At 68.4% G+C, this 19,911-nt stretch carries 21 protein-coding genes; 15 read left to right on the top strand and 6 right to left on the bottom strand.

Going from position 1 to position 19,911, the window contains the following annotated elements; all coding sequences use genetic code 11:
• Positions 1–11 precede the first annotated feature (11 nt).
• The 12 genes from GRI75_RS02320 (at position 12) to fdhD (ending at position 12,077) form a co-directional block, all read left to right on the top strand.
• A complete protein-coding gene (locus GRI75_RS02320) occupies positions 12–449 on the top strand; it encodes a MarR family winged helix-turn-helix transcriptional regulator (RefSeq protein ID WP_235911116.1) in 438 nt (145 codons plus the stop codon).
• 28 nt (positions 450–477) lie between these two features.
• Positions 478–1,863, top strand: coding sequence for an MFS transporter (locus GRI75_RS02315; protein WP_160745308.1), 1,386 nt, complete (start codon positions 478–480; stop codon positions 1,861–1,863).
• A gap of 71 nt (positions 1,864–1,934) precedes the next feature.
• Positions 1,935–3,047 carry an S-(hydroxymethyl)glutathione dehydrogenase/class III alcohol dehydrogenase gene (locus GRI75_RS02310; RefSeq protein WP_160745307.1) on the top strand — a complete coding sequence of 371 codons (1,113 nt, stop codon included), beginning with the start codon at positions 1,935–1,937 and terminating at the stop codon, positions 3,045–3,047.
• A gap of 392 nt (positions 3,048–3,439) precedes the next feature.
• Complete coding sequence (locus GRI75_RS02305; protein WP_160745306.1) at positions 3,440–3,823, top strand: VOC family protein; 384 nt, start codon at positions 3,440–3,442, stop codon at positions 3,821–3,823.
• A gap of 6 nt (positions 3,824–3,829) precedes the next feature.
• Positions 3,830–4,225 (top strand): VOC family protein, encoded by a 396-nt coding sequence (locus GRI75_RS02300; RefSeq protein ID WP_160745305.1) that lies wholly within the window; start codon positions 3,830–3,832, stop codon positions 4,223–4,225.
• On the top strand, positions 4,222–5,061 hold the full coding sequence (fghA, locus tag GRI75_RS02295; RefSeq protein ID WP_160745304.1) for an S-formylglutathione hydrolase: 840 nt from the start codon (positions 4,222–4,224) through the stop codon (positions 5,059–5,061). Before GRI75_RS02300 ends, fghA begins: the two co-directional genes overlap by 4 nt.
• On the top strand, positions 5,058–5,486 hold the full coding sequence (locus GRI75_RS02290) for an NAD(P)H-dependent oxidoreductase subunit E (protein WP_328597909.1): 429 nt from the start codon (positions 5,058–5,060) through the stop codon (positions 5,484–5,486). The genes fghA and GRI75_RS02290 overlap by 4 nt, the downstream gene beginning before the upstream one ends.
• Positions 5,486–7,030 (top strand): NADH-ubiquinone oxidoreductase-F iron-sulfur binding region domain-containing protein, encoded by a 1,545-nt coding sequence (locus GRI75_RS02285; RefSeq protein ID WP_160745521.1) that lies wholly within the window; start codon positions 5,486–5,488, stop codon positions 7,028–7,030. The genes GRI75_RS02290 and GRI75_RS02285 overlap by 1 nt, the downstream gene beginning before the upstream one ends.
• Before the next feature lie 112 nt (positions 7,031–7,142).
• Positions 7,143–7,673, top strand: coding sequence for a molybdenum cofactor guanylyltransferase (locus tag GRI75_RS02280; RefSeq protein ID WP_160745303.1), 531 nt, complete (start codon positions 7,143–7,145; stop codon positions 7,671–7,673).
• The gene (fdhF, locus tag GRI75_RS02275; RefSeq protein WP_160745302.1) at positions 7,663–10,512 is read left to right on the top strand and encodes a formate dehydrogenase subunit alpha; all 2,850 of its coding nucleotides are present in this window, start codon (positions 7,663–7,665) and stop codon (positions 10,510–10,512) included. Before GRI75_RS02280 ends, fdhF begins: the two co-directional genes overlap by 11 nt.
• Positions 10,509–10,790, top strand: a complete 282-nt coding sequence (locus GRI75_RS02270) for a formate dehydrogenase subunit delta (protein WP_235911114.1) — start codon at positions 10,509–10,511, stop codon at positions 10,788–10,790. Before fdhF ends, GRI75_RS02270 begins: the two co-directional genes overlap by 4 nt.
• 510 nt (positions 10,791–11,300) lie before the next feature.
• Complete coding sequence (gene fdhD, locus GRI75_RS02265; protein ID WP_160745301.1) at positions 11,301–12,077, top strand: formate dehydrogenase accessory sulfurtransferase FdhD; 777 nt, start codon at positions 11,301–11,303, stop codon at positions 12,075–12,077.
• Between the two features lie 2 nt (positions 12,078–12,079).
• Here the strand turns inward: fdhD and metW are convergent, their stop codons facing one another.
• Together metW and metX are read right to left on the bottom strand one after the other, a co-directional pair.
• Positions 12,080–12,667 carry a methionine biosynthesis protein MetW gene (gene metW / locus GRI75_RS02260; RefSeq protein ID WP_160745300.1) on the bottom strand — a complete coding sequence of 196 codons (588 nt, stop codon included), beginning with the start codon at positions 12,665–12,667 and terminating at the stop codon, positions 12,080–12,082.
• On the bottom strand, positions 12,664–13,767 hold the full coding sequence (gene metX, locus GRI75_RS02255) for a homoserine O-acetyltransferase MetX (RefSeq protein WP_160745299.1): 1,104 nt from the start codon (positions 13,765–13,767) through the stop codon (positions 12,664–12,666). Before metX ends, metW begins: the two co-directional genes overlap by 4 nt.
• An 88-nt stretch (positions 13,768–13,855) precedes the next feature.
• Here metX and hisC point away from each other — a divergent pair, with 88 nt between their 5' ends.
• Together hisC and GRI75_RS02245 are read left to right on the top strand one after the other, a co-directional pair.
• Positions 13,856–14,950 (top strand): histidinol-phosphate transaminase, encoded by a 1,095-nt coding sequence (gene hisC / locus GRI75_RS02250; protein WP_235911192.1) that lies wholly within the window; start codon positions 13,856–13,858, stop codon positions 14,948–14,950.
• Positions 14,947–15,855 (top strand): prephenate/arogenate dehydrogenase family protein, encoded by a 909-nt coding sequence (locus GRI75_RS02245; RefSeq protein WP_160745297.1) that lies wholly within the window; start codon positions 14,947–14,949, stop codon positions 15,853–15,855. The genes hisC and GRI75_RS02245 overlap by 4 nt, the downstream gene beginning before the upstream one ends.
• A 119-nt stretch (positions 15,856–15,974) precedes the next feature.
• Here GRI75_RS02245 and GRI75_RS02240 read toward each other — a convergent pair whose 3' ends face one another.
• The 4 genes from GRI75_RS02240 to ftsE are packed head-to-tail and all read right to left on the bottom strand — an operon-like array spanning position 15,975 to position 18,836.
• On the bottom strand, positions 15,975–16,658 hold the full coding sequence (locus tag GRI75_RS02240; protein ID WP_328597907.1) for a lysophospholipid acyltransferase family protein: 684 nt from the start codon (positions 16,656–16,658) through the stop codon (positions 15,975–15,977).
• Positions 16,655–17,179: a YdcF family protein gene (locus GRI75_RS02235; protein WP_160745296.1), complete on the bottom strand. Its 525-nt coding sequence runs from the start codon at positions 17,177–17,179 to the stop codon at positions 16,655–16,657. Before GRI75_RS02235 ends, GRI75_RS02240 begins: the two co-directional genes overlap by 4 nt.
• Positions 17,176–18,099 (bottom strand): cell division protein FtsX, encoded by a 924-nt coding sequence (locus GRI75_RS02230; protein ID WP_160745295.1) that lies wholly within the window; start codon positions 18,097–18,099, stop codon positions 17,176–17,178. The genes GRI75_RS02235 and GRI75_RS02230 overlap by 4 nt, the downstream gene beginning before the upstream one ends.
• Positions 18,099–18,836 carry a cell division ATP-binding protein FtsE gene (gene ftsE / locus GRI75_RS02225; RefSeq protein ID WP_160745294.1) on the bottom strand — a complete coding sequence of 246 codons (738 nt, stop codon included), beginning with the start codon at positions 18,834–18,836 and terminating at the stop codon, positions 18,099–18,101. The genes GRI75_RS02230 and ftsE overlap by 1 nt, the downstream gene beginning before the upstream one ends.
• 159 nt (positions 18,837–18,995) lie before the next feature.
• Here ftsE and GRI75_RS02220 point away from each other — a divergent pair, with 159 nt between their 5' ends.
• Entirely contained in the window at positions 18,996–19,796 is an 801-nt protein-coding gene (locus tag GRI75_RS02220; protein ID WP_160745293.1) for a zinc-ribbon domain-containing protein, read from the top strand.
• Positions 19,797–19,911 lie beyond the last annotated feature (115 nt).

Below are 19,911 nucleotides of genomic sequence, written 5' to 3'. Positions count from 1 at the left end.
CAGCGGCAGCTTTGAACCACGCGAGCGACGAGAAGATCGGCGCCCTGACCGACATCGTGGGCTTCCACATCCGGCTGGCGCATGTCGCGGTCTACCGCCACTTCACCGAGACATTCTCCGACCTTGGGCTGACGCAGAAGCAGGTTTCGGTCCTGTGGCTGGTGGACGACCGTCCCGGCATCGCCCAGATCGACGTCGGCCAGCACTTGCAGATGGACCGGGCGACGACGATGACCATCGTCAACCGCCTGCAGGCCCGCGAGTACATTCGCCGCGAGCGCTCGGAAATCGACGGGCGCAAGCAGGCGCTTTATCTTACCGACGACGGCCGGATGGCGCTGGACAAGGCGAAGACCTGCATCTCCCAGCACGAAGCCTGGCTGAAAGGCCGCTTCACCCCCGCCGAAATCGAGAAATTGGTGGAAATGCTTTCGCGAATCCACGAATGAGGCCGCGGAAAAGAGAGGACGCTAAGACATGGCCGGACCGATAGTGGGCACCAACCCCATCAAGGTGATCGACGAAAACCGGATGAGCTGGCGGCAGTGGCTGGTCGTCGCGATCATGGTTCTGCTGAACGCGCTCGACGGGTTCGACGTGCTGTCGAGCGCCTTCGCCGCGCCCGGCATCTCGGAAGAGTGGGGCATTCCCCGGTCCGAGCTGGGCATCGTCCTCTCGGCCGAGCTGGTCGGCATGGGCTTCGGATCGGTCATCCTCGGCGGCATGGCGGACAAGCTGGGCCGCAAGCCGGCGATGCTCTTCTGCCTCGTGGTCATGGCCGGCGGCATGTACATGGCCCACGCCGCCAACGACGTGTGGACCCTGACCGTCTGGCGCTTCATCACCGGCCTCGGCATCGGCGGCATGCTCGCCGCCACCAACGCGGTCACCGCGGAAAGCTCCAGCAAGGCCGATCGCGGCCTCGCCATGTCGCTCTACGTGATCGGCTATCCGGTCGGCGGCGTGATCGGCGGCTTCGCCGCGCAGAGCTGGCTCCTGGTCGACTACGACTGGCGCGCCGTATTCCTGTTCGGCGCCATCGTCACCGCGGTGATGATCCCGCTGGTCATGCTGCTCGTGCCGGAGACGCCGGCCTTCTACGCCGCCCGGCGCCCGAACGGTGCGGTCGAGAAGATCAATCGCTCGCTGCGCGCGCTGCGCCAGCCGCCGATTGACAAGCTGCCGGAAATCTCGCCGACGGCGCGCAAGCCGAAGGTCACCGACATCCTGTCGAACCCGCGCCTGCGCCCGGTCACCCTGCTGCTGGCGTTCGGCTACCTGTTCCACACCATCACGTTCTACTACATCCTCAAGTTCGCCGTGCAGATCGTCTCCGACAGCGGCTTCAGCCAGCCGGAAGCGGCGAGCACCCTGACCTGGGCCAACATCGGCGGCGCCATCGGCGGCGCGCTATTCGGGTTCCTGCTCAAGAAGTGGGACATCAAGGGGCCGACCATCGCCGTGGCCGTGCTCGGCTCGCTGGCGGTCGCCGCGTTCGGCATCGGCAGCGACACGCTGTGGGGCTGGCGCGCGGCCACGTTCCTGACGATGTTCTTCCTCAACGCAGCCATCGTCGGCTACTACGCCGCCTTCGCCCGGGGCTTCCCGGCCTATGCCCGCGCCACCGGCACCGGCTTCGTGCTCGGCGTCGGCCGCGCCGGTGCGGCGGGCTCGCCGATCATCGCCGGCTTCCTGTTCGTCTGGCTCGGCAACGAGGAACTGTTCGCCGTGTCCGCGATCATGGCGGTCGGTGCGATCGTCGGCGCCGGCTTGCTCTTCATGCTGCCGATGCGCGATCCGGACTACGAAGAGGCCGAACAGAACCCGCTGCCCGCGGGCGCCGCGGACCGCATCGCGGCCTAGCCACTAAAAGCGGCGAGCGGGCGGGTCATCGGCCCACCTGCTCGCCGCAAGCATTTCAAAGAGGACCAGAGATGAAGACCCGTGCAGCCGTAGCGTTCGAAGCCAAGAAGCCGCTTGAGATCGTCGAGCTCGATCTCGAAGGGCCGAAGGCCGGCGAAGTGCTGGTCGAGATCATGGCCACCGGCATCTGCCACACCGACGCCTACACGCTCGACGGGCTGGATTCCGAAGGCATCTTCCCCTCGGTCCTCGGCCACGAGGGCGCCGGGATCGTGCGCGAAGTCGGCCCGGGCGTCACCTCGGTCGTGCCGGGCGATCACGTGATCCCGCTCTACACGCCGGAATGCCGCCAGTGTAAGTCGTGCCTTTCGGGCAAGACCAACCTGTGCACCGCGATCCGCGCGACCCAGGGCAAGGGTCTGATGCCTGACGGCACCAGCCGCTTCTCGTACAAAGGCCAGCAGGTCTTCCACTACATGGGCTGCTCGACCTTCTCGAACTTCACCGTGCTGCCGGAAATCGCGGTGGCGAAGATCCGCGAGGACGCACCGTTCCAGACGAGCTGCTACATCGGCTGCGGCGTGACCACGGGCGTTGGCGCGGTGGTCAACACCGCCAAAGTCCAGGTCGGCGACAACGTGGTCGTGTTCGGCCTCGGCGGGATCGGCCTCAACGTGATCCAGGGCGCGCGGCTGGCCGGCGCCGGCAAGATCATCGGCATCGACATCAATTCCGACCGCGAGGAATGGGGCCGCAAGTTCGGCATGACCGACTTCCTCAACACAAAGGGCATGAGCCGCGACGAGATCGTCGCCAAAGTGGTCGAGATGACCGACGGCGGCGCGGACTACACCTTCGACTGCACCGGCAACACCGAAGTCATGCGCACCGCGCTGGAATGCTGCCACCGCGGCTGGGGCACCTCGATCGTGATCGGCGTGGCCGAAGCCGGCAAGGAGATCGCCACCCGTCCGTTCCAGCTCGTGACGGGGCGCAACTGGCGCGGCACGGCGTTCGGCGGTGCCAAGGGCCGCACCGACGTGCCGAAGATCGTCGACTGGTACATGAACGGCAAGATCGAGATCGACCCGATGATCACCCACGTGCTCACGCTCGAGGAGATCAACAAAGGCTTCGATCTCATGCACTCCGGCGAGAGCATCCGCAGCGTGGTGGTCTTCTAAGGGGTTCGATGCAATGAAGATCCTCCCCGGGACGGGGAGGGGGACCGCCGCCGAAGGCGGTGGTGGAGGGGTGTCCACGCTAGCGATTACACCCCTCCGTCAGCCCTGCGGGCTGCCACCTCCCCTCGAAGGGGAGGATCTGAGGGAGTTGCCAAATCCTCCCCCGGAGGGGGAGGTGGCAGCGCGAAGCGCTGACGGAGGGGGCGAGGCCTGGCTCAGCCGTTCGTCCGGGCCAAGAGCCCCCTCCACCACCCGCTACGCGGGCGGTCCCCCTCCCCGTCCCGGGGAGGATTGGTGTAGCCATTGCGTTTCAGGCTTTCACAAGTCCGAAGTTTTCAGCTATGCGATGAGACAAGCTCCGGCCCGCAGCCGGACCATGAGAGGAGATTCCCATGTTCAACCACGTATTCCTCGGCACCAACGACATCGAGAAGAGCCGCGCGTTCTACGATGCCACGATGGGCAAGCTCGGCCATGCCGGCCACCCGCTGCCGCACGGTACCGTCTATCCGACCGAGCAGGGCTCGCTGATCGTGGCCAAGCCGGCCAACGGCGAAGAAGCGACCGTGTCGAACGGCCACACCCTCGGCCTCAAGGCAGCGGACTATGCCACGGTCGATGCCTGGCACGAAGCCGGCCTCGCCGCCGGCGGCACTTGCGAAGGCCAGCCCGGCTTCCGCGAGACCTCCCCCGGCAACATGTACGGCGCGTACCTGCGCGATCCGGACGGCAACAAGATCTGCGTCTTCACGCCGAACGTCGGCCCCAAGGCATAAGCCGCGGTGTTCACCCACATCGTTATCGGGTGCAACGAGCCGGAAAAATCCATCGCGTTCTATGACGCGACGTTCGCCGCGCTCGGCATCCCGGGCAACCGGATGGGTGAGCGGGCGTATTATGGATCGTACGGAAGCGGGTTCTTCTCCGTCGGCCGTCCGGCAGACGGCGGGCCTGCGACCCACGCCAACGGCGGCACGATCGGCCTGGCCGCACCGGAGCCGGCGGCTGTGGACGCATGGCACCAGGCGGGGCTCGCCAACGGCGGTAGCGATGAAGGTGCGCCGGGCCGGCGCGACATGCCCGATGCGAAGCTCTACGGTGCCTACCTGCGCGATCCTGTAGGCAACAAGCTGTGTGCCTTCACCACGAACGTAGACGCGGAACAGGAAGTCGGATGACAGCGGAAACAGTCAGCAAGTCCAGGTGCTTCGGCGGGACCCAGGGTGTCTACACCCATGAGTCCTCCGTCACCGGCACGCCGATGACCTTCCAGGTCTATGTGCCCGATCACGCGCCGGGCGCGAAGCTGCCGGTGCTGTGGTGGCTTTCCGGCCTTACCTGCACCCACGCCAACGCGATGGAAAAGTGCGAGTACAAGCGCGCCTGCGCCGAGCACGGCATCATCCTCGTCGGCCCGGACACCAGCCCGCGCGGGGAGGACGTACCGGACGACGAGGCTTACGACTTCGGCAAGGGCGCCGGCTTCTACGTCGACGCCACGCAGGATCCCTGGGCCCAGCACTTCCGCATGCGCAGCTATATCGAGCAGGAACTGCCCGCGCTGATCGCCGAGGCCTTCCCGGTCGACATGGACCGCCAGGGCATCTCCGGCCACTCGATGGGCGGCCACGGCGCGCTGACGATATCCCTGCGCAACCCGGGCCGCTTCCGCTCGACCAGCGCCTTCGCGCCGATCGTCAGCCCGCTGAACTGCCCGTGGGGCGAAAAGGCCCTGACCGGCTACATCGGGGATGACCGCTCGGCCTGGCGGGAGTACGATGCCTGCGCGCTGATCGAGGACGGCGCGCGCCTGCCCGACCTGCTGGTCGACCAGGGCCGCGCCGACAACTTCCTCGACGAACAATTGAAGACGCACTTGCTGGAAGCAGCCTGCGCCGCGGCGAACATGCCCGCGACGATCCGGATGCAGGAGGGGTACGACCACTCCTACTTCTTCGTTTCCAGCTTCATCGACGACCACATTGCCTGGCATGCCGAAAGACTGAAAAAGTGAGCAGCAAGTTGGAAAAGATCGGCGAGATCATCGCCGAACACCGTCACCGGGAAGGGCCGTTGCTGCCGATCCTGCACGCCGTGCAGGAGGAGTTCGGCTGCGTCGACGCCGATAGCGAAGCCCTAATCGCCAACGGCCTCAACCTCTCCCGCGCCGACGTGCACGGGGTGGTCAGCTTCTACCACGACTTCCTCGACAAGCCCGACCTGCGCCCCGTCGTGCAGATCTGCCGTGCCGAGGCCTGCAAGGCCCGCGGCGTCGAGCAGATCATGGATGCCGCCACTGCCGCTGCCGGCGAGCGGGTCAAGCTGACGACCGTCTACTGCCTGGGCCTGTGCAGCGCCGGCCCCGCGGCCCGCGTCGGCGACCGGCTCCACGCTCGCCTTGACGGCCCGGCCCTCGCCCAAGTTATCGAGAACGCGTGATGATCATTAAAATATCCGACGATGCCCTCGCCCGCGCCATGGGCGCCGACGAGCTGGCCCGCGCTTTCGAGCGCAAGGGCCACGAAGTGCACCGCACCAGCAGTTGGGGCATGCACTGGCTCGAGCCGCTGGTCGAGATTGATGGGAAAGGTTGGGGCCCGGCGACGCTGGAAGACGTCGACGACATCCTCGAAGGCGGCGCAGCGGAGATCGCCATTGGCGCGATCGAGCAGCACCCCTTCATCGCCCGCCAGCAGCGCCTGACGTTCGCCCGCGCCGGCAAGACCCGTCCGCTGAACCTGCAGGACTACGAGGCGACCGGCGGCTGGGCAGGCCTCCGCCGCGCGCGCCAGATCGGCAGCGCCCAGATCCTCGAGGAAGTCACCGCATCCGGCCTGCGCGGCCGCGGCGGCGCGGGCTTCCCGGCAGGCATCAAGTGGCAGACCGTGGCCAAGGCCTCCGGCCCGCAGAAGTACATCGTCTGCAACGCCGACGAAGGCGACAGCGGCACGTTCGCCGACCGCATGCTGATCGAAGGCGATCCCTTCATGCTGATCGAAGGCATGGCGATCGCCGGCGAGGCTGTCGGCGCAGACCGCGGCTACGTCTACCTGCGCAGCGAATACCCCGACGCGATCCGCAAGCTGGAACGCGCAGTGGAACTGAGCGCCGGCATCGTCGCGCCGTTCCAGGTCGAAGTGCGCGTCGGCGCGGGCGCCTATGTCTGCGGTGAGGAAACCTCGCTGCTCAACAGCCTCGAAGGCAAGCGCGGCGAAGTCCGCGCCAAGCCGCCGCTGCCCGCGCTCGAAGGGCTGTTCGGCAAGCCGACGGTGGTCAACAACGTGCTCACCCTTGCCGCCGTGCCGCACATCCTCGTCGAAGGGGGGGCAGGGCACTACGGCACGCTGGGCATGGGCCGATCCAAAGGCACGATGCCGATTCAGCTCGCCGGGAACCTCAAGCACGGCGGCCTGTTCGAAACCGGCTTCGGCATCACGCTGAAGGAGCTGATCTACGACATCGGCGGCGGCACCGAGAGCGGCCGCCCGGTCAAGGCCGTGCAGGTCGGCGGCCCGCTGGGCGCCTATCTCCACCCCGACCAGTTCGACATCCGCTTCGATTACGAGGAATACACCGAAGCCGACGCCCTGATCGGCCATGGCGGCATCACCGTGTTCGACGACAGCGCCGACATGGGCGCGATGGCCCGCTTCGCGATGGAGTTCTGCGCGGCGGAAAGCTGCGGCAAGTGCACCCCATGCCGCATCGGCGCGGTGCGCGGCGTCGAGCTCATCGACCGCATCCGCACCGGCGGCCGCACGGCCGACCACATCGAGCGCACGGCGGTCATGCACAACGCGCCCAAGCACGGCCGCAGCCAGGAACAGGAAATCGGCCTGCTGACCGACTTGTGCGAAACGATGAAGTTCGGCAGCCTCTGCGCCCTTGGCGGCTTCACGCCGTTCCCGGTGATGAGCGCACTGAAGAACTGGCCGGAAGACTTCACCGGCCGCGCCGATCGCGAAGCGGAGGCAGCAGAGTGATCCAGTTCCCCGTCATCCCGGCGAAAGCCGGGATCGCTGCCCTCCTGGTCCGCCAAACGAGGCTCGCACCCAGCGGCCAGCAGTCCCGGATCGAGTCCGGGACGACGCGCGCATGATCCTCGGCATAGTCCTCGCAGGCGGTCAGTCGACCCGCTTCGGCAGCGACAAGGCGCTCGCCGAGCTGGGTGGGCACACCCTGCTCGCGCGGGCCTTCGACCTGCTCACCGGGCATTGCGAACTCGTCGTCATCGCCGGGCGCGAGCGCGGGCCCGGGCGCTGCATTCCCGACTGGCCGCACGCCGGCATGGGGCCGCTCGCCGGCATCGCCGCCGGCCTGCACCTGGCGCAGGACGAAGGTTACGAGACCGTGCTCACTTGCGGCGTGGATTCGGTTAACCTGCCGGACAACCTGCTCGACCTACTCTCCCCGGCTCCGGCCTACCTCGAAGACCAGCCGGTCGTCGGCCACTGGCCGGTGGGAGCAACGGACACGATCGAGCGTATTCTCGAAGGAACCGGCCGGCACTCGATGCTGGCCTTCGCCGAGGCGCTCGGTGCGCGGGCGGTGAAAACGCCCACGAAATCTGTTAATATCAATACCCCGGCCGATCTGGCCGCGATGGAGCGACGTGATGGGATTTGAACGCCAGAAGGATTTCGGGACTCCCGAGTCCCAGTCCGCCGAACAGGTGACGCTGACGATCGACGGGCGCGAAGTGACCGTGCCGGCCGGCACGAGCGTGATGCGCGCCGCGGCCGAGACCGGCGGCGACATCCCCAAGCTCTGCGCCACCGACAACATGAAGGCCTTTGGCTCCTGCCGCCTGTGCCTGGTCGAGATCGAAGGCGCGCGCGGCACGCCCGCATCGTGCACCACCCCGGTCATGCCGGGCATGGTCGTCAAGACCCAGACCCCGCGGCTCGAGAAGCTGCGCCGCGGCGTCATGGAGCTCTACATCTCCGACCACCCGCTCGACTGCCTGACCTGCTCCGCCAACAACGACTGCGAGCTGCAGGAACAGGCCGCCAACGTCGGCCTGCGCGACGTGCGCTACGGCTATGAGGGCGACAACCACCTCGCCCTGCCGACCGACCATTCGAACCCTTACTTCGATTTCGATCCGAGCAAGTGCATCGTCTGCAGCCGCTGCGTTCGCGCGTGCGACGAAGTGCAGGGCACTTTCGCGCTGACGATCGACGGCCGCGGCTTTGCCTCCATGGTCTCGGCCGGGCAGGATGAGGACAACTTCCTCGCCAGCGAGTGCGTGAGCTGCGGCGCCTGCGTCCAGGCCTGCCCCACCGCCACGCTGCAGGAAAAGAGCGTCAAGGCGATCGGCCGGCCGGAGAAGGCCGTGGTCACCACTTGCGCCTATTGCGGCGTCGGCTGCACCTTCCGCGCCGAGATGCGCGGCGAGCAGCTCGTCCGCATGGTGCCGTGGAAGGACGGCAAGGCCAACCGTGGCCACAGCTGCGTCAAGGGCCGCTTCGCCTATGGCTATGCCAACCACAAGGACCGCATCACCAGGCCGATGATCCGCGATTCGATCGACCAGCCCTGGCGCGAAGTCAGCTGGGAAGAAGCGCTCGGCTACACCGCCGGCAAGATCAACGACATCAAGGCCCGCCACGGCGCCCGCGCGCTGGGCGGCATCACCTCCAGCCGCTGCACCAACGAGGAAACCTACCTCGTCCAGAAGCTCGTGCGCAGCGTGTTCGGCGCGAACAACGTCGATACCTGTGCCCGCGTCTGCCACTCGCCGACCGGTTACGGCCTGAAAACCACCTTCGGCACCAGCGCCGGCACGCAGGACTTCGATTCCGTGATGGACGCCGACGTGATCATGGTGATCGGCGCCAACCCGACCGACGCGCACCCCGTGTTCGCCAGCCGCATGAAGCGCCGCCTGCGCCAGGGCGCCAAGCTGATCGTGATCGATCCGCGCCGGATCGACCTGGTCCGATCGCCGCACATCGAAGCGGCCCACCACCTGCCGCTCCAGCCGGGCACGAACGTCGCGGTGATGACCAGCCTCGCGCACGTCATCGTCACCGAGAAGCTCTACGACGAGAAGTTCATCCGCGAACGCTGCGACTGGGACGAGTTCGACGACTGGGCCCGGTTCGTCTCGCTCGAGCGCAACAGCCCGGAGTTCCTCGAGGCCGTCACCTGCGTGCCTGCGCAGACGGTCCGCGAGGCCGCGCGTCTTTACGCCACCGGCGGCAACGGCGCCATCTACTACGGCCTCGGCGTCACCGAGCACAGCCAGGGCAGCTCCACGGTGATGACGATCGCCAACCTGGCGATGGCCACCGGCAACATCGGCCGCCCCGGCGTGGGCGTGAACCCGCTGCGCGGCCAGAACAACGTGCAGGGCGCCTGCGACATGGGCAGCTTCCCGCACGAACTGCCCGGCTATCGCCACATCCACGACGCGGAAACCCGCTCCGTGTTCGAGAAGGACTGGGGCGTCACGCTCGACACCGAGCCAGGCCTGCGCATTCCGAACATGCTCGACGCGGCCGTCGACGGCAGCTTCCGGGCGATCTACATCCAGGGCGAGGACATTCTCCAGTCCGACCCGAACACCAGGCACGTTGCCGCCGGGCTCGAGGCGATGGAGCTGGTCATCGTGCATGACCTGTTCCTCAACGAGACCGCGAACTACGCGCACGTGTTCCTGCCGGGCTCGACCTTCCTGGAGAAGAACGGCACCTTCACCAATGCCGAGCGCCGCATCCAGCCGGTCCGCAAGGTGATGGAGCCGGCTAACGGTTACGAGGACTGGCAGGTCACCCAGATGCTCGCCAACGCCGTCGGCGCGAACTGGAACTACACCCACCCCAGCCAGATCATCGAAGAGATCGCCCGCCTGACGCCGAGCTTCGCCGGCCTTTCGTGGGAGCGGTTGAACGAGATCGGCTCGGTCCAGTGGCCGGTGAACGAGAAGTTCCCGCAAGGCTCCCCGGTCATGCACGTCGAAGGCTTCGCCAGCGGCAAGGGCAAGTTCGTGGTCACCGAATACGTGCCCACCGACGAGAAGACCGGCCCGCGCTATCCGCTGCTGCTGACCACCGGCCGCATCCTCAGCCAGTACAACGTCGGCGCGCAGACGCGGCGCACCGACAACGTCGTCTGGCATGATGAGGACGTGCTGGAAATGCACCCGACCGACGCCGAGAACCGCGGCTTCAAGACCGGCGACTGGGCCAAGCTCGCCAGCCGCACCGGCGAAACGACGCTGCGGGTCCTGGTCACCGACCGGGTGGCGCCGGGCGTGGTCTACACCACGTTCCACCACCCCTCGACCCAGGCCAACGTCGTCACCACCGACTTCTCCGACTGGGCGACCAACTGTCCCGAGTACAAGGTCACCGCCGTCCAGGTCATGCCGAGCAACGGCCCGAGCGAGTGGCAGGAAGACTACGCTGACCTCGCCGAACGTTCGCGCCGCATCGACACGGCGATGGAGCCCGCCGAATGAGCTCCACCGTCGAAACGCTGCGGCGCATGGCCGGCGACATCGCACGCAATTTCGCGGCCATGGGCCACGAGAAAGCCGTGCTGGCAACTGCCGACCACATCTACCAGTTCTGGGACCCGCGGATGAAGGCGGCAATCTTCGCCGACGACCACTCGCACCTCTCCCCGATCGCACGCGACGCGATCGAGTACCTGCAGACCGGCAGCCACCCAGCCTCCCAGACCCGCGCCACCGAGTTCAACAGCGTCGACGAAGTCGGCCACTCGGATGCGGGCTAAACCCAAGTTCGCCCCTCCTCTTCAGAGGAGGGGCAGCGAGACTTGGTGAGCCGCAGGCGAACCTAGTCGCAGCGGGGTGGTGCTAAGGATCGCGCTACGCCGCTTTTATGCGCTCGCAGAAGCGCAGAGCTTTTAGATCACGCGGAGACGCGGAGGCGCGGAGAGTTTTTCATCACTCAAAGGCGCGAAGGTGCGGAGGCGCGAAGAAGGAGTGCGCCCGGAGGGCGCTGTGCTTCAAAGATCGTTGATGGCGGCTTCGCCGCGGGTTTTTTCGCCTTTGTAGTCTCCGCGCCTCTGCGCCTCTGCGAGCGCCAAAAGACTCCGCGTCTCCGCGTGACCATTCGAACGTTTCGCGCGCCTCCACCACCCCCAACCCCCTCCTCTGAAGAGGAGGGGGCTTTGCCTCCCCGTTCGTCCTGAGCTTGTCGAAGGACCGCTTTTTCTTTTAGCGCTGCGCCTGAAGTGAAGAACCGCCCTTCGACAAGCTCAGGGCGAACGGAAAGTGGACTAATGGGCAATGATATCTCTGAAGTACGCGCCGACGGAACCCGCCGCCCGCTCACTCGCGAATGGGTGCCGGAAGCGCCGGTCGCGCTGGAGTTCAACGGCCTGTCCTACGCGGTGATGATGGCCACGCCGGCGGATCTCGAGGATTTCGCCCGCGGCTTTGCGCTCACTGAGGGGCTGGCGCAGATCCCCGCCGACATCACCGACATCGCCGCCGCCGAAACCGACAAAGGCTGGATCGTCCGCTCGGCGCTCGCCGGGCTCGGGATCGAGAAACTCACCGATCGGGTGCGCTCGCGCGTGGCGGAAAGTTCCTGCGGGCTGTGCGGGATCGAGAACCTTGAAGCCGTCGCCCGTCCGCTCCCCCCGGTGCCCGCCCACACCTCGCTCGATCCGCAGGCGATCTTTACCGCGCTCGGCGCATTGCGCGATCACCAGCCCCTCACCCGCCGCACCGGCGCCGCCCACGCTGCCGCCTTTTGCGACGAAGCCGGCGCGATCCGCACGGCGCGCGAGGACGTCGGCCGCCACAACGCGCTCGACAAGCTCGTCGGCGCCCTCGCCGCCGCCGGAGAGGACCCGGCCGCCGGCTTCATCCTCTCGACCGCCCGCTGCTCCTACGAAATCGTCGAAAAGGCAGTCCGCGCCGGCGCCACGCGCCTGGTCACGGTGTCCCTGCCGACCAGCATGGCGGTCGACCGCGCGAAAGAGGCCGGGCTCACCATGTGGAGCCTCGCCCGCGACGACAGCGTGCTGCTCGTTAACGACGGCTCAGCCTGAGCCTACCGGCTCAACTGGAACACCGCGTGCTCGGCGCGCCAATTCGCCGCCGCGCCGCCGATCTCGCGCCCGCGGGTGAAGAACCAGGTCTTCTCCACCGTCACGCCTTTTGCCCGCAGCAGCTCGCGGAAGTCGTCTACGGTCACGTGGTGGATGTTCTGCGTCTCGTACCAGCTCACCGGCAGGTGCCGGGTTACCGGCATGCGGCCCCTGAACAGCAGCGCGGCGCGCATCCGCCAGTAGGCGAAGTTCGGGAAGCTGACGAAAGCCCGGCGGCCGACCCGCAGCAGCTCGTCGAGCAGCAAGTCCGGCCGGGCGGCGGTCTGCAGCGTCTGCGACAGGATCGCACAGTCGAACGCATCGTCGGGATAATCGGCCAGGTCGCGGTCGGCGTCACCCTGGACCACCGACAGCCCGCGCGCGACGCAGCGCTCGACCGCCTCGGGGTCGATCTCCATCCCCCGCGCGTCGCAGCCCCTCTGGCGCTGGAGCACTTCCATCAGCTCGCCCTCGCCGCAGCCGACGTCGAGCACCCGGCTGCCCGGCGCCACGTTGGCCGCGATCGCTGCGAGGTCTGCGCGCAGGCTCATTCGAGGAACCCTTTCACCACCCGGTCGAGCGCGGGCACGTCGAGCAGGAAGCTGTCGTGGCCGTGCGGCGCGGAAAGCTCCACGAAGCTGACCGGCGCCGCCACCGCGTTGAGGGCATGGACCACGTGCCGCGATTCGGACGTGGGGTAGAGCCAGTCGGTGTCGAAGCTGACGAGGCAGAACCGCGCCGGGGTGCCGGCGAAAGCATCCGCCAGCCGCCCGCCGTGCTCCTCCGCCAGGTCGAAGTAGTCCATCGCCCGGGTGATATAGAGATAGCTGTTGGCGTCGAACCGGTCGGTGAAGGCGATCCCCTGGTGGCGGAGGTAGCTTTCGACCTGGAAATCGGCGTCGAAGCCGAAGCTCTTGGCCTCCCGGTCCTGCAGGCGGCGGCCGAACTTGCCGGTCAGCCCGGCCTCCGAAAGGTAGGTGATGTGCGCCGCCATGCGGGCCACGGCCAGGCCCTTCTCCGGCCCTTTGCCGCGCCCGTAGTAGTCGCCGCCTTCCCAGTTCGGGTCGGCCATGATCGCCTGGCGGCCGACTTCATGGAAGGCGATGTTCTGCGCCGAATGGCGCGCCGTAGTGGCGATCGCCAGCACCCGCGCGGCCCGCGTGGGGAAGTTGGCCGCGAAGCTCAGCGCCTGCATCCCGCCCATCGACCCGCCGACCACCGCGTGCAGCAGCTCGATCCCCAATGCGTCGATCAGCGCCACTTGCGCCCGCACCATGTCGCGGATCGTGATCACCGGGAAGCGCATCGCCCAGGCCCGCCCGTCCGGGCCTTCGCTGGCCGGACCGGTCGATCCCATGCAGCTGCCGATCACGTTGGCGCAGATCACGTGGAAGCGGCTGGTGTCGATCGGCTTGCCCGGCCCGACCATCCGGTCCCACCAGCCGGGCTTGCCGGTGATCGGATGCGGGCTGGCCAGGTGCTGGTCGCCGGTCAGCGCGTGGAACACGAGGATGGCGTTGCTCTTGTCGGCGGCGAGTTCCCCGTACGTTTCGTAGGCCACACGCACGCCGTCCAGCGCCTGCCCGCTGTCGAGCGGGAGCGGACTCTCGAGCCTGAGGCTTTTCACAGCGGGATCGGTGGAGGGTGCCATGCCCTCGCGGATTGGGGCCAAGCGCAAATGCTGTCAATTGCCGCGTGTTGCCGCTATGCGGCGCGCCGTGGACGACAGCAGATCGCAGATGAGCCCCCGGATGAAGCCGTGGATAGCGGCAATCCATGCCTACGTACCCGGCAAGTCGCGCGCCGACGACGGCCGCGAGCTGCTCAAGCTCTCGGCCAACGAGAACCCGCTCGGCACCAGCCCCCTGGCTTTGGCCGCGCGCGCGGCCGCCAAGGCGCCGTCGCTTTACCCCGACCCCGACAGCGCGGAGCTGCGCGCCGCGATCGGCCGCGTGCACGGTATCGACCCCGCGCGGGTCGTCTGCGGCACCGGCTCGGATGAGCTGCTCAACCTCGCCGCCCAGGCGTTTGCCGGGCCGGGCGACGAAGTGCTGTTCCCGCGCTACAGCTTCGCCGTCTATGACATCGCGGCCCGGCGCTGCGGCGCGCAACCGGTCGAGGCGCGGGACGCCGACTACGGCGCCGACGTCGATGCGCTGCTCGCCTGCGTCAACGAGCGCACCCGGGTGGTCTTCATCGCCAATCCCAACAACCCGACCGGCAGCTTCCTGCCCGCAGCCGAACTCGCGCGGCTCCACGCCGGACTGCCGGGGGACGTGCTGCTGGTGATCGACCAGGCCTATGCCGAATACGTCGATCCGGCCGACGACGATGGCGGGCTGGCCCTCGCCGCCGCGCACGAGAACGTCCTCGTCACCCGCACGTTTTCCAAGATCTACGGCCTCGCCGGCGAGCGGATCGGCTGGGGCACCGGCACACCGCACCTGGTCGACGCGCTGAACCGCATCAGGGGCCCCTTCAACGTCACCGCCACCGGGCAATCCACCGCCGCGGCCGCGCTCGAGGACCAGGCTTTCGTCACCGCCTCGCGCGAGCACAACCGCGAGGTTCGCGCCCGCTTCGTCGCCGCGCTCGAAGCGCTCGGCAACCACGGCCTGCGCCCGCTGCCCAGCCAGGCCAACTTCGTCCTCGTGCTGTTCGAAGGCGCGCTCAGCGCCGAAACGGCGCTCCGGGGCCTGGCCGAACGCGGCTTCGCGGTACGCCACCTCCCCGGCCAGGGCCTGCCGCAGGGCCTGCGCATCACCATCGGCACGGCCGAGCATATGGACGTGATCGCCGATAGCCTGGCCCGGATGGCCGAGGGCTCGGCATGAGCTTCGACAAAGTCGCAATCATCGGCCTCGGCCTCCTCGGCGGATCGATCGGCCTCGCGGTCGCCCAACACCTGCCGGGCGTCCTCACCACCGGCTACGACTCCGATCCGGCGGTCCGCCGCCGCGCCGCCGAGCGCGGCCTGGTCGGCACCGTCTGCGATAGCGCCGCCGAAGCCGCCGCCGATGCCGATCTCGTGATCCTCTGCGTGCCCGTCGGCGCCATGGGCGAAGCGGCCCGCGCCCTCGCCGGCAGCTTGCGAGACGGCGCGCTGGTCAGCGACGTCGGCTCCTCCAAGCAGTCGATCACCCGCGCCCTCGCCGAAGCCCTGCCGGGCCGCGCCGTGATCCCCGCCCACCCGGTCGCCGGGACCGAGCACAGCGGCCCCGACGCCGGCTTTGCCGCGCTGTTCCATCACCGCTGGTGCATCCTTACCCCTCCCGAGGACGCCGATCCTGCGTTGGTGGGCGGCCTTGCGAAGTTCTGGCGCGCTCTCGGCGCCACGGTCGAAGTCATGGACGCCGAGCACCACGACCGCGTCCTCGCCGTCACCAGCCACATCCCCCACCTCATTGCCTACACCATCGTCGGCACTGCCTCGGACCTCGAGGAAGTGACGCGGGGGGAGGTGATCAAGTATTCCGCCGGCGGCTTCCGCGACTTCACCCGCATCGCCGCCTCCGACCCGACGATGTGGCGCGACGTGTTCCTCAACAACCGCGAGGCCGTGCTCGAGATGCTCGACCGCTTCCTCACCGACCTGGCGCACATGCGGGAAGCGATCAGGGCCGGAGACGGGGAATCGATGTTCGAACTCTTCACCCGCACCCGGGCCATCCGCCGCTCGATCATCGAACTCGGCCAGGACGACGCCCGCCCCGACTTCGGCCGCGCCGACCACGGGTAATTCCCGGAAGCGCAGCATCGCGATCTTCGTTATTCCTAACCGAAGAACGTCACGATGTCAAGCAAAATGTGCCGAATAGGTTAGTTCCGTTCCTTCCCCTTGGGGAGGATCAGCGGGCCCTAGCTGTTCAACTCGTTGATCGCCGCATGCACCCGCGCCTCGAGCTCCTCGCGCGGCAGTCCGGGCGGGATCGGCTCGCCGAAGCGGATGGTGATCGTGCCGCGCGGCTTCCACCACCGCTGGTAGACCGGCCCACTATCGACTGCCACCGGCACGACCGGCAGGCGCAGCAGCTTGTAGAGCCCGGCGAAACCGGCCCGCAGCGGCGGCCGCGTGCCGTGGGGCACGCGCTTGCCTTCGGGGAAGATCGCCAGCTGCCGCCCGCTGTCGATATGCTTGCGCGATTCCGCCAGCATCGAACGCAGGCCCTTGGCCCCGGCGTCGCGCGCCACCGCGATCCCGCCATAGGCCCGCGCCACGCGCCCCCAGCCGGGAATGCGGAACAGCTCCTCCTTGGCGTATGGCACCGGCTCGTCGAGCATCGTCGCCAGATCGATCGCCTCGAAGAAGCTCTCGTGCTTGATCGCGAAGAACGCCTGCCCTTCAGGCCGCACCCCTTCGACGCGCACGTCGATGCCGAGGATGCGGTTCACGCACCAGCGGTGGAAGTGCGACCAGGCGTTCGGCACCTTGCGGAAGCGCTCTTCCGAAACGGTCGCCATCGCCACCAGCGATGCCAGCACGAAGTACACCGATCCCAGGTAGAACGCGGCGTAGAACAGCAGGTTGCGCAGGACGGTCACAGGCGGCCCAGCCAGCTGGCCAGCAGCTTGTGGTACTCCAGGAACAGCGTGCCCAGCGAAGGTTCGGTCGGCACCCCGTCTTCCACCACCCGCACCCCTTGCGGCAGGACCTGCTGCAGTTCGCCCGCGCTGCGCCGCATGTGCCAGTCGCTGGTGACCAGCCGGAGGGAGCGGTACTTGCCCTGGATGATCCAGTCCGCCGTCTCCCGAGCGTTGCCCCGGGTGTCGAGCGCCGTGAAGCCCAGGATCACGCAGCAGTCCATCTCGCCGGGCGTTACCTCGTACTCGGCCGCGAACTCCCTCGGCTTGACCGAGTGGTCCACCCCGCTGACCAGCAGCCTCTCGGCCGCGCCGGCGCGCAGCATCTCCAGGCCGCGGCTGATCCGCCCGACGCCGCCGGTCGGCACGACGATGACTTGCGTCTTCTCGCTCGCCGGCGCGGGCTGCGGCAGCGCAGCAGCAAACCAGGTGAACCCCAGCAGCCAGGCGATCATCAGCGCGGCAAGGGCCCGGCCGATCACAGCATCCTCCTGAGCGCGCCCAGCACCGTCAGCCGCGCCGTCAGCATCGCGATCGCCACCGCCGCCAGCGGGATCGCGCCGACCGCGAGCCAATCGGCCAGGTCGAGCCCGCCCCCGGCCACCATTCCCGAACCGAGCGCCGCGAACTGGCGCCCGAGCAGGATCACGGCCCCGGCGCCGAGGAGCAGGCCGACCGCTCCGCCGATGACCGCGTCGACGGCAATCGAACGCTCGAACAGGCGCGCGATCTGCCGGTCCGTACCGCCGAGCAGGTGTACGATCTCGATCGTGTCGCGGTTGGAGCCCAGCGCACTGCGCGCCGCCAGCCACACCGCCGCCGCGCTCGTCGCCGCCAGCAGCACCACCAGCCCCACGGCCAGCCACTGCAGAGAGGCGATCGCCTGGAACACCGGGGCCAGCCAGCCGGCCTGCGCATCGATCCGCGCGGAGGGCACCGAAGCGAGCAAGGCGTCGCGCAGCTCGACCAGGCGGCGGTCCGTCACCGGGCCGCGAAAGCGGACGTCGATCAGCGCGGGGATCGGGATCGCCTCGTCGCCGGCGCCGGCTGCCTCGCCGAGCCAGGGATCGATCAGGGCCGCCAGCTCCGCATCCGGCACGCGGCGGACTTCGGCGATGTCCTCCCTGTTGGTCAGCAGCGCTACCGCCACTTCGGCCTGGCGCTCCCGCTCCGCCGGTCCGCCCTCGACCACCTGCACCGTCAGCCCGCCGGAGATCTCCGCCCGGGCGTTGTCCGCCAGGTTGTCCAGCGCGAGCCCCGCCGCCGCCGCCATCACGGTCAGGGCCACCATGATGGCGATGACCCACGGCATCGGCCCGGTGAGCCGCGCCTGCTGCAGCAGGCCGCCGCGCCCGCCCCCGAAACGCGTCTGCTTGCGGCGGATGGGCGAGAGCGACGCCATCACGCGCGCTCCTCCGCCGAGCGGGCCGCGGGCCGCGGCGGATAGCGCAGCGCACCGGTAGGGTCGGACAGCCGCCCCTTGTCGAGCCGCATGATCAGCGAGTCCGGCACTTTCTTCAGCAAGTGCACATCGTGCGTCGCCACCACCACCGTGGTGCCCAGCCGATTCAGCGCCTGGAACAGCCGCAGCAGCTTCAGCGCCATGTCCGGATCGACGTTGCCCGTCGGCTCGTCCGCCACCAGCACTTCCGGCCGGGCGATGACGGCGCGGGCGATCGCGACGCGCTGCTGCTCCCCGCCCGAGAGGGTCGGCGGCCGGGCGTCGGCGCGGTGCGCCAGCCCGACCCATTCGAGCATGTCGGCAACGGCTTTGCGGATCCCGCTCTCCGGCACACCGGACACCCGCAAGGGCAGCGCGACGTTGTCGAACGCCGAAAGGTGGGAAACCAGCCTGAAGTCCTGGAACACCGTGCCCAGCCGGCGGCGGTATTCGGGCAAGGCGCGGCGCGGCAGCGTGATCACGTCGGTGCCGAACATGCGGATCATCCCGCGGGAGGGCCGCTGCGCCAGGTAGAGCAACCGCAGCAGCGAAGTCTTGCCCGCGCCGCTCGCGCCGGTGAGGAAATAGAAGCTCCCCGGGTGCAGCGTGAACGAGATATCGCTCAGCACCTCCCGGTCGGTTCCATAGCGCAGGCCGACGTTGTCGAACTGAACGATACCCCCCTCCGTCCCGCTCATCGTCGGGATCCGGGCAGGCAATCGACCGCTATGGTGGGAACAATGGACATCCGGCGGGGCTATAGCCGCTGATCGATGTGGAAAAAAGCCGCGCTGGGCGGCTGTTCACGGCTGCACGCCTTGTTGCCGGGGGCGCCGGAGGGGTAAGCTTCGCGGGCGATGATCATCACCTGCCCCGCATGCGCCACGCGATATGTCGTTCCCGACAGCGCGGTCGGCGCGGAAGGGCGCACGGTGCGCTGCGCCAAGTGCCGGCACAGCTGGTTCCAGGAAGGACCCGAACTGGCCGCCGCTGCAGCGGCGCCGCCTCCTCCCCCGGCGCCCAGCCCCGCGCCGCGCCCCGCGGAGCCACGGCCGGCGGCGCCGAGCCCCGCTCCCCGGCGAGAACCCGAAGCCGAAGTGGCGGTCGCCGAGCCGGCGCAGCCGGCCCCGCCGCCGCTGGAAGACCCGCCGCTGCCCCCGGTCGCGCCGCGAGCCGATTACGAGAACGGCGACGCGTCGCATTTCGACCACCAGCCGCCATTCCGCCCGCGCCGCAATCCGCTCAAGCTGTGGACTTATGCCGGCGTGGTCTTCGCCCTCACCGTCGGCGCGCTGATCTTCGCCGTCAGCTACTGGGGCCTGCCGGACTGGGTGCCGGTGAGCCGCCCGACTTTCGCCGCCGCGCAGGAGGACCTGCACCTGGAGTTCCCGCCCGACCAGCAGGAGCGCCGGCAACTGCCCGACGGCACCGAGTACTTCGGCGCCAGCGGCACGATCACCAACACCGGCAGCGTGGCCCGCGACGTGCCGCCGATCCTGATCGTCCTGCGCGACGAGCGCGACCGGATCGTCTACAGCTGGGAAGTCTACCCGCCCCAGCGCAGCCTCGCGCCCGGCGAAAGCATCACCGTCAACCAGGCCGTAACCGACGTCCCCCGCGCCGCCCGCGTCGCCGAAATCGGCTGGAAACCCAGCTAGGCGATCGCGGACGGCTTTGACGGCTAGCGTCCCGCCATCTCGTCCTTCGACAAGCTCAGGACGAACGGATCTATATCTAAATTAGCTTCGACACCTCACCGTTCGTGGTGAGCCT

The sequence above is a fragment of the Croceibacterium soli genome, from assembly GCF_009828065.1.
Classification (GTDB): domain Bacteria; phylum Pseudomonadota; class Alphaproteobacteria; order Sphingomonadales; family Sphingomonadaceae; genus Croceibacterium_B; species Croceibacterium_B soli.
This window is presented reverse-complemented; position numbering and strand designations above follow the sequence as displayed.

What these genes read in the sequence shown, in the direction of transcription:
- metW (WP_160745300.1), bottom strand. Translation starts at nt 12,667, where the DNA reads ATGAGCCTGCGCGCAGACCTCGCAGCGATCGCGGCCAACGTGGCGCCG.
- GRI75_RS02310 (WP_160745307.1), top strand. Translation starts at nt 1,935, where the DNA reads ATGAAGACCCGTGCAGCCGTAGCGTTCGAAGCCAAGAAGCCGCTTGAG.
- GRI75_RS02220 (WP_160745293.1), top strand. Translation starts at nt 18,996, where the DNA reads ATGATCATCACCTGCCCCGCATGCGCCACGCGATATGTCGTTCCCGAC.
- metX (WP_160745299.1), bottom strand. Translation starts at nt 13,767, where the DNA reads ATGGCACCCTCCACCGATCCCGCTGTGAAAAGCCTCAGGCTCGAGAGT.
- GRI75_RS02245 (WP_160745297.1), top strand. Translation starts at nt 14,947, where the DNA reads ATGAGCTTCGACAAAGTCGCAATCATCGGCCTCGGCCTCCTCGGCGGA.
- GRI75_RS02230 (WP_160745295.1), bottom strand. Translation starts at nt 18,099, where the DNA reads ATGGCGTCGCTCTCGCCCATCCGCCGCAAGCAGACGCGTTTCGGGGGC.
- GRI75_RS02270 (WP_235911114.1), top strand. Translation starts at nt 10,509, where the DNA reads ATGAGCTCCACCGTCGAAACGCTGCGGCGCATGGCCGGCGACATCGCA.
- fghA (WP_160745304.1), top strand. Translation starts at nt 4,222, where the DNA reads ATGACAGCGGAAACAGTCAGCAAGTCCAGGTGCTTCGGCGGGACCCAG.
- GRI75_RS02285 (WP_160745521.1), top strand. Translation starts at nt 5,486, where the DNA reads ATGATCATTAAAATATCCGACGATGCCCTCGCCCGCGCCATGGGCGCC.
- ftsE (WP_160745294.1), bottom strand. Translation starts at nt 18,836, where the DNA reads ATGAGCGGGACGGAGGGGGGTATCGTTCAGTTCGACAACGTCGGCCTG.
- GRI75_RS02315 (WP_160745308.1), top strand. Translation starts at nt 478, where the DNA reads ATGGCCGGACCGATAGTGGGCACCAACCCCATCAAGGTGATCGACGAA.
- GRI75_RS02305 (WP_160745306.1), top strand. Translation starts at nt 3,440, where the DNA reads ATGTTCAACCACGTATTCCTCGGCACCAACGACATCGAGAAGAGCCGC.
- GRI75_RS02280 (WP_160745303.1), top strand. Translation starts at nt 7,143, where the DNA reads ATGATCCTCGGCATAGTCCTCGCAGGCGGTCAGTCGACCCGCTTCGGC.
- fdhD (WP_160745301.1), top strand. Translation starts at nt 11,301, where the DNA reads ATGGGCAATGATATCTCTGAAGTACGCGCCGACGGAACCCGCCGCCCG.
- fdhF (WP_160745302.1), top strand. Translation starts at nt 7,663, where the DNA reads ATGGGATTTGAACGCCAGAAGGATTTCGGGACTCCCGAGTCCCAGTCC.
- hisC (WP_235911192.1), top strand. Translation starts at nt 13,856, where the DNA reads ATGAGCCCCCGGATGAAGCCGTGGATAGCGGCAATCCATGCCTACGTA.